At 57.1% G+C, this 15616-nt stretch carries 10 protein-coding genes and 1 pseudogene; all 11 read right to left on the reverse strand.

Features of this window, described 5'->3' with window-relative positions:
* Window positions 1–10: 10 nt before the first annotated feature.
* Window positions 11–1054, reverse strand: a complete 1044-nt coding sequence (locus C8P63_RS01765) for a Gfo/Idh/MocA family protein (protein WP_108021625.1) — start codon at window positions 1052–1054, stop codon at window positions 11–13.
* A gap of 44 nt (window positions 1055–1098) precedes the next feature.
* The gene (locus tag C8P63_RS01770) at window positions 1099–2253 is read right to left on the reverse strand and encodes a Gfo/Idh/MocA family protein (RefSeq protein ID WP_425437223.1); all 1155 of its coding nucleotides are present in this window, start codon (window positions 2251–2253) and stop codon (window positions 1099–1101) included.
* Window positions 2254–2479: 226 nt separating this feature from the next.
* A complete protein-coding gene (locus C8P63_RS01775) occupies window positions 2480–3973 on the reverse strand; it encodes an LVIVD repeat-containing protein (RefSeq protein ID WP_108021626.1) in 1494 nt (497 codons plus the stop codon).
* Window positions 3974–4124: 151 nt separating this feature from the next.
* Entirely contained in the window at window positions 4125–5120 is a 996-nt protein-coding gene (gene pdxA / locus C8P63_RS01780; RefSeq protein WP_108021627.1) for a 4-hydroxythreonine-4-phosphate dehydrogenase PdxA, read from the reverse strand.
* Window positions 5113–6423 (reverse strand): four-carbon acid sugar kinase family protein, encoded by a 1311-nt coding sequence (locus tag C8P63_RS01785; RefSeq protein WP_108021628.1) that lies wholly within the window; start codon window positions 6421–6423, stop codon window positions 5113–5115. Before C8P63_RS01785 ends, pdxA begins: the two co-directional genes overlap by 8 nt.
* A gap of 11 nt (window positions 6424–6434) precedes the next feature.
* Window positions 6435–7410 (reverse strand): annotated as a pseudogene (locus C8P63_RS01790) (2-keto-3-deoxygluconate permease).
* A gap of 138 nt (window positions 7411–7548) precedes the next feature.
* Entirely contained in the window at window positions 7549–9294 is a 1746-nt protein-coding gene (locus tag C8P63_RS01795) for a sigma-54-dependent Fis family transcriptional regulator (RefSeq protein WP_108021629.1), read from the reverse strand.
* Window positions 9295–9645: 351 nt separating this feature from the next.
* Window positions 9646–11172: an acyl-CoA synthetase gene (locus C8P63_RS01800; RefSeq protein WP_108021630.1), complete on the reverse strand. Its 1527-nt coding sequence runs from the start codon at window positions 11170–11172 to the stop codon at window positions 9646–9648.
* 362 nt (window positions 11173–11534) lie between these two features.
* Complete coding sequence (locus C8P63_RS01810; RefSeq protein WP_108021632.1) at window positions 11535–13682, reverse strand: TRAP transporter permease; 2148 nt, start codon at window positions 13680–13682, stop codon at window positions 11535–11537.
* A gap of 97 nt (window positions 13683–13779) precedes the next feature.
* A complete protein-coding gene (locus C8P63_RS01815; protein ID WP_108021633.1) occupies window positions 13780–14775 on the reverse strand; it encodes a TAXI family TRAP transporter solute-binding subunit in 996 nt (331 codons plus the stop codon).
* Window positions 14776–14983: 208 nt separating this feature from the next.
* Window positions 14984–15601, reverse strand: a complete 618-nt coding sequence (locus tag C8P63_RS01820; RefSeq protein WP_108021634.1) for a cob(I)yrinic acid a,c-diamide adenosyltransferase — start codon at window positions 15599–15601, stop codon at window positions 14984–14986.
* Window positions 15602–15616 lie beyond the last annotated feature (15 nt).

Consider the following 15616-nt stretch of genomic DNA (forward strand, 5'->3'; position numbering starts at 1 on the left):
CCCTCCTGTTTTACAGCTTGACGGCTTCCCCGGTTTCCGCCGATTGATAGATCGCTTCGATCAGTCGTTGGAGAATGACACCTTGCTCCGGAGTGGACAAGGGGGAGGTGAGCCCCAGGCAACTGTGGACGAATCGCTCGATCTCCACCTCGTGATAATTCTTTTTCGGAAGATAGGCGGGAGTGATGTCCAACAGGGTATCGTGCTTCTCCTGATAGATTTTCAGAGGAAATACATCCGCCCCGCCCCGGTCCCCCATCAGGGTCACCTGCATGGTGTCATCCTTCTCCACATTGGCTGCGAACGCCGTCTCCAGCATCAGGGAGCTTCCGTCTTTGAAACGGATCATGCCCCGGGCCATATCTTCCACGGAGTAATTTTTCCAGTCCCATTCCCCCATCAGACCGACCCCTTTGCGGTTTCCGATCTTCTGATAGGCGGCCCCCATCACCAACTCGGGTTCGGGGTACCCCATCAGGTACAGAGCGCTGTCCAACATGTGAACCCCGATGTCAATCAAGGGGCCGCCGCCCTGGAGTTCCTTGTTGGTGAAAACACCCCAGCCGGGAATCCCGCGGCGCCGGACGGCATAAACCCGGGAGGCGTAAATCTCCCCCAGTTCCCCCGCATCCACGAACCGCTTCAGGGTCTCCACTTCGGGGGAATGACGGTAGTGAAACCCGTAGGTGAGAATTTTCCCTTGCCGTTTTGCCGTCCGTGCCATCTCTTCGGCTTCTTCCGATGTCATGGCCGGGGGTTTTTCGCAAAGCACGTGGCAACCCGCCTTAAGAGCCGCGATGGTGGCCGGGGCGTGAAATTTGTTGGGAGTGCACACGCTGACCGCATCCAACTCCACCTGATCCAGCATCTCTTCCAGGCTGCTGAAAAAATGGGGGATGGAGTGGATCCGGGCGCATTCTTCCGCTTTTTCTTCGATCACATCGGCCACGGCGACCACCTGCACCCGATCGCCCATTTTTTTGTAATTGGGAAGGTGGGCCCCCCGGGCAATGCCTCCCGCGCCCATGATTCCCACACGCAATGGTTTCGTCATCCTCTGTTGGCTCCCTTCTGCGATGATTGGATGGTTTTGATGATTTATTGACCGGTCAAGGAGCCGGGGCGGGACACTTTCACCCAGGTTCCCGTCCGGGCGGACTCCTCCACGGCTTCCAGCACCCGCTGGTTTTGCAGTCCGTCCTCAAAATCGGGCGTCGGAGCCGTTTCTCCGGCAATTCCTCTCATGAATTCGGCAAGCAAATTGATGAAGGTGTGTTCATAACCGATGATATGTCCCGGAGGCCAGTAAGCCCCGGCATAGGGATGAACGTCCTCGGTGCAGTTGATCGTCCGGAATCCCTGCAGCCCCGCTTCATCCTCCGTGAAATACACCTGGAGGTGGTTCATATTTTCCAGATCCCAGCGGACGGACCCCTTTTCCCCGTTGATTTCGAAGCGGTTCCCGTTGCGGTTTCCGCCGGCGAAACGCGTTGCCTCGAAGACGCCCAGGGCTCCGTTTTGGAACCGGGCCATCACGGCCACCGCATCATCCACATCCACTTGACCCGAGCGTTCCCGGTCGGTCCGGGCATTCAACCCGCCGCTCATCTCTCCCAGCGGCCGCTCCTGGATGAAGGTTTTCATCATGCCGGTCACTTCATCCATCTCTCCGACCAAAAACCGGGCCAGATCCAGGATGTGGGAACCGATGTCCCCCAGCGCCCCCGAACCCGAAACCTCTTTTTTGAGCCGCCAGACCAGGGGAAAGGAAGGATCCATGATCCAATCCTGCAGATATTGGGCCCGAATGTGATAAATCCGGCCCAACCGCCCCTCTTCGATCAGCCGTTTGACATATTGGACGGCGGGGGCGAAGCGGTAATTATGGCAAATCATATGGACGGTACCGGCTTTCCGGACGGCCTCCAGCATCCGTTCCGCCTCCGACACCGACAGGGCCAGCGGTTTCTCGCAAATGACGTGTTTGCCCGCCTCGGCGGCGGCAATGGCCATTTCCGCGTGAGTGTTGTTGGGGGTGACGATGTCGATTACATCGATATCGTCCCGCTCAACAAGGCGGCGCCAATCCGTTTCATAGGAAGCCCATCCCATGGCGTCCGCCGCCGCCTTCAACTCCTCTTCGTTGCGCCCCGCCAAATCGCTCAAAACCGGCTCGACCGGAAGGTCGAAGAAAAAAGGAAGATCCCGGTACGCATGGCTGTGCACTTTTCCCATGAACCGGTGGCCGATCATCCCGATCCGCACCCGTCTTTTGTTTATGCCCACCACATGTCACCGATCCTTTCTTTCGCGCTTTTGGAACTTCACAATCCATCGGCCTTCCCCAGTACCATTGACTCATGCCCTCTGCCCCTTGTCAATTAGCGTCAACAACGAAAAAACCGCCCCATTTTCGTTCATTTTCCACAACACCTCCAAAACACCCCCGCGGTTTCGGAAACCGCGGGGGTGTGGATCCTCAGTGGTCGTGATGATGGGACATCTTCCGTTGCATCGCTTCCGAGAGCCCGTCCGCCGTCACTTGGATCATGTCCGTGGTGATCGGAAGGGAAACCCCTTTCGTCTTGTCAGGGGATGCCCCCGGCAGATCCACCTCCAGGATATCCAGGCCCCGTGTGGGATCGCTTACATAGACAAGGTTGGACATGTCACCGGTGATCCGTCCGTTTTCATCCCGTTCGGGCACCCAGTGGGCTCCCCAGGCTTCCTGGACACCGGCGAACCAGTATCCGACCTGCTTAATCTCCGTGGGATCCCGCACATCCAGGATTCGGACCCCCTGCTGATAAAAGCCGATGGCGACAAACCCGGCCTGATGATAGTCAAAGTAATGAGCCGAACAGATGAAGCCGGCCTGTGTATTCACGTCGGTATTCAAAATCTTGGAATTCCAGTGGTCCAGCGGTTCGATGGTGCCGGTGCCGGGCTCGATGCGGGACGGATCGGTGCCTCCTGCCTTCTTGTCGAGGCGCTGGACCTGCCAGGTTTGAAACGATCCTTCATCCTCGCAGGTTCCCGGATGGAGATAGTCTTCCTCGGTCACCATCAATGTCTCTCCCTTTCTCACCTGATCGGCCGTCCGCTCGGTGCTCTCATCGGTCTCCAGCTCCCCTTTGCCCCGGTTTTTAAATTCTTTCGCATGGGGACGAAGGGTGTTGTGGTGGATGAAGTTGTTCCAATCGGTTCCGTTGAGACCCCGTTCATCCGTGGCGTTCAAAACTTTGGGATTCAGAGGATCGGATATGTCATAGGCGACGGTTCCCTCCAGTCCCGTGTGCCACGCCACCCCGGAAGCATCGATGTCCCAATCGTGGCCGGTCGCCCCGACCGAACTGGGATAGACTTTCTCTTCAAAGGGTTGAGCAGGGTCTTTCAGGTTGATGATGGAAAAAGCGGGGTTCCCGGCATCATCCTTGCTGCCGGAAGTATAGGCGTAGGTGCATTCCGGATTGACGCAGGTGACCGTGTGGGTGCGGGTGGTGGTTTTTACCCGTGAAGTCACATGGGGATGGGTGGGATCGGTGACGTCCACCACGGCGATTTCATTGTCGGTGGCCAGACTGGGATCGTCGTGGGTCGGGGTGACCCCGTACAGGTCAATGGCCACCAGAAGAAACTTGGTCCCATCCTCCCGTTCCGCCAGATTGGCGTTTTCGTTCTCGAAATAAGAGATGGGAAGATGGCCGACGGGAACGGGCCGGGTCGGTTCGGAAATGTCGTACACTGTGATCCCCGACAATGTATTGGCGTACATATAGGGTTGATCACTGGCAAAGCTGGCGGAGATCAGGAGTTCCCCGGGATATTGCCCCACCAGACGGACATTGTCGCTGGAAAGCAGGGGAATGTCCCCCTCCAGGCCATCCCCTTCCACGACGGCGGCACCGGGGAGAAAAGCAAAAACAACGACACTCAAAATCAGACTGAACCCTTTAAAGAAAGAACTTTTCACTCAATAACCTCCTTTACGAAGAATCAGTTATATTTTCGCTGACAAAGATAAGGTTTCCTGTCTAATAAAAAACCAAGCAAAACAAAACAAGGCCGGGCAACCTTTGATCAGGTTGTCGGCCTTGTTTCATCCCTTTATAACTATGGATTTATCAGGATTTGGGAGCCAGCTCCACCGCCTGGCGGAGAGCTTCTTTCATGCTTTTCTCGTCTGCTTGACCGGTCCCGGCGATGTCGAATGCGGTTCCGTGGTCGACACTGGTGCGGATAATGGGCAAACCCACCGTGATGTTGACCCCGGCGTCCAACCCCAGCACCTTCACCGGTCCGTGCCCCTGGTCGTGATACATGGCCACCACGATATCAAAATCCCCCCGGACCGCGCGGAAAAACAGGGTGTCGGCGGGCAGAGGGCCCTTCACCCGGATCCCTTCCCGCTCGGCCTTTTCCACGGCGGGGATGATTTTCTCCTCCTCTTCCCCATTTCCAAACAGTCCGTTCTCCCCGGCATGGGGATTGATCCCGCAAACGGCTATCTTCGGTTCGGAGACACCCGCACGCTTCAACGTATCATGAGCCAGCCGGATGACGCGGTATACACGTTTCGGTTCGATCATCCGCACCGCATCGATCAAGCCGACGTGAGTGGTGACATGAATCACCTTCAGCCGGGGGGCGGACAGCATCATCGAATAATCTTCGGTTCCGGTCAGCTCGGCCAGAATCTCGGTATGCCCCGGATAGGGGTGCCCACCTTTATGCAACGCTTCTTTGTTCAGCGGAGCCGTGCAGATGGCGCTCAGTTCCCCGTCCAACGCCAAGTGGACTGCCCGCTCCAGATACCGGAAGGCCGCATCGCCCGCCTGGGCGGAAATTTGGCCGGGCTCGAGGTCGGCGGGGAGCAGGTCCAGATCGAGGACATCCACATAACCCCGCCGAAATCCGGCTTCACTTACCGTCCGGACAGGGTTCACCTTCAGTCCCGTTCGAACAAACCGGTCCGCACGTTCCATAATGGCGGCGTCCCCGATCACAAGGGGGCGGCAGATATGTTGAATCTCCGGGTCCTTCAGCGCCTTCAGGATGATTTCGGGACCGACTCCCGCCGCATCCCCCATGGTGATTCCGATGATGGGCAAATCAGACATTGGCTTTCGTTCCTTTCAATTGATGAATCGCATGGATCAGGGAATCCCCCGATCCGAAAGCACCGGCTTTGGTAACCGTCATCCGGCGGGGGTTTCCGATCAGGTTCCCGAAGGGCAATCCCGGTTCCACTTCCCCCCGAAGGGAAATCCCACGGGCCCCCAGACGGCGACAAACGCTCTTGGCGGTGTCCCCACCGGTGAGAATCAGCTTATTCACTTCGTGGCGTTGGATCACCCGGCCGGTCAGACGGGCCAATTCCTCTGAAATACGGTTTCCTGCTTCGAGCGGGGTCATTCCCAGATCCGCCCCTGTCCGCCGCGCTCTCCGAAAGGCGTCATCCCGGGTGCTGACATGGACGATCACATCGTCACCCCTCCTCAATGCCTCCTCCATTTCCGCGGTGTAGCGGTCGAGGATTTCCGAACGGGGCCGGAGAAGCTCGGAAGGATCCACTTCCACCCCTGCAGTGCGCGGTCGGGTGAGCGCCCGTTGAATCTGAACCCGGGTTACTTCTGCCATGCTTCCCGCAACCGCCATAACGGGACCCGAAGCCACATTTTCCATCCGCGCTTCCTTCCCTGTTTCCGGTACGGAATCAAGGAGATGTTCGGCCAATCCGGCGGATCCCACCCAAAGGACAGAGTGGGAAGCTGCTTTTATCTGCCGGACAAGAAGAGCGAGGTCCAAATCCGTTCGGGCGTCAAACACCAGCCAACGGATTCCCTCCTCCCGGCAACGATCCAACACTTCCTGCCACCGGGTAGCATCGTCGCCCAAGGAACGCGGATCGATGTGAGCTGTCTTCTCTCCGGACTGCTGCCTGAGCAGCCTTACCAGGTTGGATTCTTTCACCGGGGTTTTGGGATCCCGGGCCATTTCCGTTTCGTGCAGGGGTATTCCTTCCACATACTGAATTCCGTTTACCGTGGTGCGGCCCATTTTGGGATAAGCGGGAGCGATCACGGCAAAGTCGAATTCAAATTGCTCCATCACTGCCTGGATTTCCACCCCGATATGACCGCGGAGAGTGGAATCCACTTTTTTATAAACCGTCCGGCACCCCTTCCCTTTCATCCAAACCGCCGCACGGGATACGAGCGCATAAGCCGCTTCCCGGTCTTGGGTCCGGCTGTCGGTGTCAAGCACCACCACATCGCTCAGTCGATCTTCTCCTTCGGGTGCGAACAGAACCGAAACATCCAATCCCTTGGAAAGAAATCGAACCCCTGTATCCCCGGCTCCCGTCAAATCGTCCGCGATGATTCCGATGGTTGGAGAAGATTTCTTGCTGTGTCGTTGCATTGTTGTGCCTCCTATTCGGCGGCGTTCGTGGCTTTCTTTTTCCTCCACGGCGCTTTCACGAGAAAGGCGATATACAGCGGCAACAGAAGGGCCGTCGTCACTGTGGATGCGGCCACTTGCACCGTGGCGAGAGCGGAAACTTTGGCAAAGGAAGCGTTGGCTGCCGCGATGGCGGCGGGTGTGGCCACCGCATTCCCCGCCGTGGATCCCTCAGCCGCCCCCACAATCGGGTTCCATCCGAAAGCCTTGAAGGTGAGATAGCCCGCCGTTCCCGTGACGAATACCGTCAGCACCTCCCAGCAGAATACCGGCCAAACCGCCTTCCACGATTTTACCGAAGTCGATTCCCATTCCCAGGGCGAAGGCGAAAAAGGGAATCAGCATGTCGCTGCCTTTTCCGAGAAATTCCCTCATATCGCTGTCCAGGTTGCCCAACACCATCCCGACCAAGATCGGCAGCAGAACGGAAACAAAAGCGGTCAGGGAAAAGAATCCTTCCACAAATCCCATGGCCCCGAAAATGCTTAGTGCAACCATCGTCAGGAAAGGACCGTCGTTCAGGGCCAACAGGGAATAGGCCGCTTTGTCTTCTTTGTTTCCGTATTGACCCACAATGGCCATGTAAAGCCCACCGTTACTGTTGGTCATGGCTGCGATCACGGCCATCGGGACCAGTCCGAGCCACAAGCCGTCCGAACCGGCGAAAGTGTAAGCCAACAGGCCGACGGCCGCCCCCACCAACCATTTGATGAAGAGAAGCGTCCCCCCTTTGGCAAGACTGACCCCGAAACTGCGCAAATCGATTTGCGCCCCTGCACACAGCAGGAACAAGGCAATCAGTGTTCCTGCTCCATCAACGAACAAATCCTGCGTAAAATTCCCGATGCGCAGACTCCCAGGAGCGAAGGTGTTGATGATGGCGGCCAACAGCAACGGAACTACCATCATCCCCCCCGGAATCCGATCCATGGTCGCTTTGATTTTCATATGAACCTCTCCCTTATCTCCGGTTTCTATTGTTTCATAATGCAACGCAAAGCAAAAGGAAAGCGGTTTCAATTAAATAATATACGAATGTTGTTGCTATATACAATGGAATTTCGTTCCTTTGATTGCGGAGAAAGGTTATCGGTTCAGTTTGCGCCATAATGTGGTTCGGTTGATCCCCAATCGTTTTGCCGCTCTGGTCTGGTTATTTCCCTCTTCCTTCAAAACCTGGCGAATGATTCGTTGTTCAATCTCCTCCAAGGTTCCATCCAACCAACCGTTGTCTTCTGCAACATTTCGAACTTGTGATCGGGACCGCTCCCATTCCTCTTTCCCCTCCCTCAAGGGAAGGTACGGTCCTTCCAGACGGCGGACGAGGGATTCCAGGACCGATTGGAGCTGGGCGATGTTGCCGGGCCAGGAGATTTCCCGGAATTCTCTCAACAGAGCCGGTTCCAAACCGACGATCTGCTTTCCGTATTTGGTGTTCAATTCCGCCAGGAAAAGACGGCACAGATCTTCCAGATCTTCCATCCTTTCTTTCAGGGGTGGAAGGGACAGAATGGATGTGGCAGGATCAAAATAAAAGACGCCTTCTTCTTTTCCGGGAGGAAGGGTGGAAGAAAACATCAGTCGGGGGAGGTCCTTCCCTGATTTCCACTTGCGGAACAGCCGCTTTTGCAAATCTGCGGGAAAACGGTCGGCATTTCGGAAGTAAACGCTTCCCTCCTTGCCGGCCTCCAACACTCCCGCCCGGTCCTTCTCCCCGAACAGGAGCGAAGGGGCTTCCTTGGGATCGATGCGATTGAAGTCCAGTGTGATGAAAGGACCGGAGATTCCGCTCTCTGAATGGATGGCCTGAGCAAACGTCTCTTTTCCGGTTCCCGCCTCCCCCAAAATCCAGACAGGAGATACCGTGCGGCTGATCTTCCTCCCCTTTTTTACCGCCTCCCGGATCTTTCGGCTGTGGCCAGTGATCCGGGCGAACCGAGCCAATTTCCGGTATCGGATATCCATGCCGGCGTCAGAGGAGAGGGTGGTTTCCCTTAAGACCCAGATCTTGATAGAATCTTTGACCCGGATGTCCACGGCCAGAAGGGGGCCGCCGGGGAGCCGCACCAGCTGCTGCCCCTCCGCCCCCCGGAGACGGGGCTCCCTCCGAAAGAGTGTGGAAGCGACCACCTCCGGAGAATCCGTTTCCAAGCCCAGCCACTTCCGGATTCGCGGATTGGCGTATTGTGCTTCTCCCTCACCGTCCGCCACCAAGATCCCACGATCATCCTCCTCCAGGACTGTTCGGAAAAGACGGGACCGCCGGGTATGATCCCGCACCACTCGATATGTCTGTTTTGCCTGGCGGAATGCCTCCAGAACGGCTTCTTTTCCTGATGTGATGAGAATGCCGTTGAGACCCGTTTCTTCCGCTGCTCTGACGGTAATCACGTCCCCGATCACCACCTGCACACCCTTCTCCTGTAACCGGAACAGCAAATCCTGAACCTCTCCGGAATGTTGAAGGGTATGGCTTTGGATGTTCAATCCAAGGAGATCCCGGATGGTGATGGCACCTTCGACGATGTTGGGAAAACCCACAATGGCGGCTTCTCCCCTGTAGTCCCGGATCAGGGTCAACACCCGCAACATGTCATAACCTGATATCGGAATGTCGATCACCGGCAGCGACACCGATTCCCGAATCAAGCGGGCCGTACCTCCCCGGCTGATGATCAGGTCGTAGCCTTCTTTTGAAGCTTGCCGGGCCCGTTCCAATCCCTCTTCCAGATCTCCCACTTCTACAAACAGATCGATCGACGGTTCCTGGTCTCCCAGTTCCAACATCAGTTTCTTCAGCCCCGGGTAAGGTGCGATTCCCAATACTTTCAATGGCAGCACTCCGTTCCTGTTGCAATAATCAACATAACCTTATTTTTACCACACGCCCCTTCGGTAAACAATGGGAAACGGTGACGAACTTCTTCCCTTCAGGAGCATTCCTGCAATGAAAAGAACTCGCACTTTGAAAAAGAAAAAGTACCTGCTGTAAGCTGTCAGCACACTGGGTGGTCAGGAACTGACCCCTGAATAACAGCAGGAGGTACTCCAAATGAAAAGGGATCGGTGTCAATATCTGGTCTCAGCAACCTGAGAGGGAGTTCGATTTTCCCCCGGATGACGATAAAAAACCGCCGCCTGTGTGATGAGCACAGGCTGGCGGTTTTTTCTGCCGAAGAACGGTTACCGGGTGACTTTCGCAAACTCCTCCCGCAACAATCGCTTCAGGATCTTGCCGGAAGCGTTGCGGGGGAGGTCCTTGACAAAGTGGACCGCTTTGGGGACCTTGAAGGAAGCGAGGCGCTCTTTGGCATATTCGATCAGTTCCGCTTCCTCCACATGCTCCCCTTCTTTCAACACGACGATGGCCGTCACCGCTTCGATCCATTTGGGATCCGGCGTGGAGATCACCGCCACTTCCTGAACGGCGGGATGGGTGTAGATGGCGTCTTCCACATCCCGGGATGCCACCAGCACCCCGCCGGTGTTGATCACGTCTTTCTTTCGGTCCACGATGTAGATGTAACCCTTCTCATCCACCCGGGCGAGGTCCCCCGAGTGGAACCAGCCCCCCGAAAAAGCCGCTTCCGACTCCTTCGGTTTGTCCCAATACCCCTGGCAGAGTTGAGGGGAACGGTAGAGGATCTCCCCCATTTCACCGGGTCCCACATCCCGCATGCGGTCATCCACCACCCGCATCTCCACGAACATCACCGGTCTGCCCGCCGAATCGGGGCGCTCCCCGTGCTCCTCCGGCCGCAGCACGGTGGCGAGCGGTCCGATCTCCGATTGGCCGAAGCAGTTGTAGAACCCCAGTTCCGGGGCCGCCTCCCGCAGTTTCTCCAGGACCGGGACCGGCATGATGGAAGCCCCGTAGTATCCTTTTTGAAGGGAATCGAGGCGGAAATCCGGATGGTTGATCAGGGCGATCCAGAAGGTCGGCGGAGCGAAAAAACTGTTGATGCCCTCTTCCTTCAGCACCTTCAGCACGTTGGCCGGATCGGGGGCTTCCAGGAGCCGGTTGGTGGCGCCCAGCATCAGATAAGGCATCAGGAAAACGTGCATCTGGGCTGAATGGTACAACGGAAGGGCGTGGAGCGGGGCATCCCCTTCGTGGAAATCCAAGGCCTGAATGGAGCCGATGTACTCGTGGATCAGGGCCCGGTGGGTCATCATCGCCCCTTTGGGAGCGGAAGTGGTCCCGGAAGTGTACAGGAGCTGCACCAAGTCGGTATCTTCCAACTCCACCGCCGGCGGTTCCGCCGCCCCTTTTTCGGCCATCCGTAACACGTCCAGGCTCTCCCCTTCCCGGATCGTGCCGAAAACTTCCACCTCCCCCCCGTCCTTCACCGCTTCCGCATCACTCATCAGGTCCGGGTCGCAGAAGAGCGCCCGGCTCCCGGACTGTCGAAGGATGTAGGCCAGTTCCTCCCCCTTCAGGGCGTAATTGACGGGGACATGGACCAGTCCCGCTTTGGCCGCTGCCAGCCAGAGAAGCACAAACCCGTCGGAGTTGCGCCCGTAAGCCGCCACCCGATCCCCTTTTTTCAGCTCCAGCTTCAACAATGCCCGGGCCAGCCGATCCGTGGCTTCGTCCAATTCCCGGTATGTCCAACGGCGGTCCTCAAAGATCAGGGCTGCTTGTTCGGGCTTCCGTTCCGCGCTTCTTCGAAGGACATCCCCGATCGTATTTCTCCACACCGGCTCCATCCTCTCACTCCCCTGTCATCAGAATGATCATTCCAATCAAATTTTACAGACGATTGAAACCGGGTTCAACCGAATCCGTTCCGGGTTGACCCTGGAAGTATTGTGAAAAAGTGAGCGGCGGCATTCACCCGAAGCCGCTCCGAATCCTCCCGCTGCGGGCAGGGGCCAACACCCGCGGATGCAAGACAGAGAAGCTTTAGCCCCTGAACGCCCTTGCTGGCTGCCGCCGGGCAGGACAGCAAAGCCGCTGGTTCGGACGCCTCCCTTTTTTTGATCCTGACAATCCAGGCTCCGGGCCCCGTCGGACCACGGGTGCAAAAAGGAGCCTCCGTTCCCGGAAGACTCCTTTGCCCTGTCATGACTTATGCACTGAGGGAAGCCGGCCGGTCCGGCGACTTTCGTTTCATCTGCAAGAGGTACAAAAGCCCCAGGATGACCAGGCCGATCCCATCGGTGAGCAGGTCGGGGACAATCAGGGTGAGGCCTCCCACGAAGAGGAAAATCCGCTCCCACATTCGGGTGTGGGTCCGGTAGTACCCCATCATGGCGGCGCTGACTCCCAGCATCCCGATCAGCGCGGTCACAAAGGCGAGAGGAAGCGACCACCATGTGGCTCCTTCCAGCACCAGCACCGGGTTGTACACGAAGATGTAAGGAATCAGAAAGGCGCCGATGGCCACCTTGGTGGCCGTCACCCCGGTTTTGAAAGGGTTGGATTTGGCGATCCCGGATCCGGCGTAAGCGGCCAGGGCCACCGGAGGAGTGATGTCGGCGACGATGCCGAAATAGAAAACAAACAGGTGGGCCGCGATAACCGGGATCTCCACCCCGCCCACATCAAATTTCAACAATGCCGGGGCGGCCATGGTGGCCATGATCACGTAGTTGGCCGTGGTCGGGACCCCCATCCCCAGCAGTATGCAGGCGATCATGGTGAAGAGCATCGTCAGAAGAAGAATCCCTCCGGCCAGACTGATGATCCCTCCGGCCATCTTCAATCCGACTCCCGTCAGGGTGACCACCCCGACGATGATCCCGGCCGCACCACAAGCCACAATCACGCCCAGGGCGGTTCGGGCCCCTTCTTCCATGATGGCGAGCACATCCCGGAGGGTGACTCCGGAACCCTTTCTGAATTGGTTGAAAAGAACCGTTGCAGACAGCAGGATCAAAAGGCCTTTCACCGCGGTTCCCTGGCTGATGAAAGAAGGCATCGATCCGGGGGATGTCATCCATGCCATCAGGAGCAGCAGCGGAACCAGCATGTACCAGCGCTGTGCCAGAGCCTCACGAAAGCGGACTCCTTGAAAAACGCTGACGGTGACCGCCATGATAATGGCGATCAATGCCGCCCGGATCGGAGACTGGCCGGAAATCAAAACCCCGATGATGGCCAACAGGGGCAACAACAGATGTCCCTGATTCAGAAGGACGTTTTTTATTTTGGGAATCTCCCCGGCGCGCATGCCCAGGATACCGATCTTCTTCGACTCCAAGTGAACGGCGATGAAGATCCCCGCAAAATAGAGAAGGGCCGGGACCAGGGCGGCCAGCGCGATCTGACCGTACTGAATGCCGGTGAATTCGATCATCAGAAAGGCGGCGGCCCCCATGATCGGCGGCATCAGTTGCCCGCCGGTGGAAGCCGAGGCTTCCACCGCCGCGGCGAATTCCGGCCGGTATCCCGCTTTTTTCATCATGGGAATGGTGAAACTGCCCGACCCCACCGTGTTGGCAACGGAACTTCCGGTCACCGTTCCCTGTAAGGCGCTGGCCACGACGGCCGCCTTGGCGGGACCGCCCACCATCCGTCCCGTGATGGCGAAGGCCAGGTCATTGAAGAACCGGCTGACCCCGGTGTAACGCAGCACCACACCGAAAAAGAGAAAAAGGAAAATGAAGGTGGAGGAAATGGCGATGGGAATTCCCAAGATCGCTTCGGAACCCAGGAACATGAAGGTGCTGATCCGCTCCACATCAAATCCCTGATGCTGGGCGAACCCGGGGATATACGGGCCGAAGTAAGCATAGAGGAGGGCGGCGGAAGCAACCGCGGTCAACGGCAAACCCACCACCCGCCGGGCTCCTTCCAAGGTCAGCAACACCCCGATGATGGCCACGGCGATATCCGTGTTGGAGTACAGGTATCGGTTGACCAATTCTTCGTAGTACAGGACATGGTAGGCCCCGGCTCCCAAGGCCAAGGCTGCCAACACCACGTCATACCAGGGGACCCCGTTTCCGGTCTTCCCCTTTCTCCAGGGATAAAGCAAAAAAATCAGCGCCAAGGCCACTGACAGGTGGGGAGCCCGCTGCAATTGGGACTGTAATGTGCCGAAAAAGGCGGTATACAGCTGAAAGAGCGTCAAACCGACCGCCAGAACCGTCACGATGGGTTTGAACCAGCCCAGCTTTTTTCGAAACCTTTGCTCCCGGTCGTATTTTTCCAGTATCTTCTGCGCGTCATCATCCCCCTGCAGTCCCGGTTCCTGCCTGCTGTTTCTATTCATCAAAACCAACTCCTCACCCGAACCGATTGGGTAAAAAAGAAGGGAGCTTCCCCAGCCCCCTTCTTCCTTTCATCTCTAAAACTTGCCTGTTTCCTGGTCACTCGGGAAGTTCAATGTTCTTTTCCTCAAAGTACTTTTTGGCACCGGGGTGAATCGGCGTGGTGACCCCTTCCAGCGCTTTCTCCGGATCGATCTGTTTGCCGGTTTCATGTGCTTGTGCGATGGTGTCTCTTTTCTGGTACATCACTTTGGTCAGTTGGTAAACCAAATCTTCGCCCAGATCATTGCTGGCATAGAGGACCGCTTTCAGGGTGACGGTCTGGACGTCCTCATCCTGCCCTTTATAGGTCCCGCCCGGGATGTTGAGAGGCTGGTAGAATGGCCGTTCCGCCTGCATCTTTTTCAGCGCCCCGTCGTCCACGCCCAACAGGCGGACTTCTTCGGAGGCGGTGATCTCCTCGATGCTGGAGGCCGGAAGTCCCAGAATCCCGAAGCTGGCGTCCAGCTGACCGTCCTTCAGTTTGGTGGCGGCATCGCCGAAGGCGTCGTAAAAGGGCTTGATGTCATCAAAGGAGAGACCGTGGGCCTTGAGGATATCCCGGGTCGTGTTGACCGAAGCACTCCCCTGGGGCCCCACGGCGACACGTTTCCCCTTCAGATCCTTGATCGATTGGATGTCGCTGTCCTTGGGAACCACGATTTGGATCACTTCCGGGTAGATGACGCCGACGGCTCCGAAATTTTTCACCGCCTGGCCTTTAAAGTCGGCTTTTCCGTTGTAGGCGTCGTCCGCCGTCATATTGACGGCCATCCCCAGGTCCAGATCCCCCTTGCCGATCAGGGCCATGTTTTCCACCGATGCCCCGGTGGCCTGCGGAGTCACTTTTACTCCGTCCACATCTTTATTCCACTGGTTGGCCATGGCTCCTCCCAAGGGATAGTAGGTGCCGCCGGTACTCCCGGTTCCCAGGGCGAGTTGCTGTTCACCGCCTTCCGACTCCGCTCCTCCCCCGTCATCCGCAGCTTTTCCGCAACCGGTCAGTGACAGTGCGGCAATCAAGAAAACAGACAACCAAAAAGACCATCTCTTCATCCAATCATCCTCCCCACGATGTATGTCCCACTTGAGAGAGTTACAAATCCATTATACATGATTTTGATATAAATGTTGGGCATTTTGGACTATTCATTTCAGTTTGATTACTTTATTCCTTAATACAAAACGAAAAGAGCCGGATCCGTATGGAGTACGGACCCGGCTCTCCTTAACAGCCCGACGGCATCGACGCCGGCCGCGCGCCTCATGAACCCGGGAGGCCATCATCCCTGCGGCGGGTTTCCCGGCGGGAGCGGTTGCGAAACACTTCCCTTCCCCGCTCATACTGAATATCTTCGATCTTCTCCCGGGCATTGGCGGCACGGGCCAGGGCAAAAAACAAATCGGACAGGCGGTTTAAGTATCTGCGGGCTTCATGGTTGATTTCGTCGTTCAGGGTGAGTGTGACGGCCCGCCGTTCCGCCCGGCGAACCACGGTCCGGCAGATGTGGAGGCTGGACGCGACCGGGGTTCCGCCCGGCAGGATGAATTTTTTCACGGAGGGCGCCTCTTGCAAACAGCGATCCACCCACTCCTCCAAACGATCCACATGTTCCGCCGTGATTTTATAGGGACGTTTCCCTTTGACCACGGCCAGATCACTTCCCACATCAAATAATTCCTGTTGAATCTGTGTCAGGACTTCAATCAGGTCGGAATATTTCTGTCCGTCCCGCTCCCTCATGCGGGCGATGGCATCGCCCACGAAAGAGTTGGCCTCGTCCACGGTACCGTAGGCTTCCACCCGAACATCGTCCTTGGAAACACGGGCTCCGATCACCGCCGTTTGCCCTTCGTCTCCCCTTCTCGTGTAGATTTTCATGATTCTCCATCCTTC

The organism is Melghirimyces profundicolus, assembly GCF_003054245.1.
Classification (GTDB): domain Bacteria; phylum Bacillota; class Bacilli; order Thermoactinomycetales; family DSM-45169; genus Melghirimyces; species Melghirimyces profundicolus.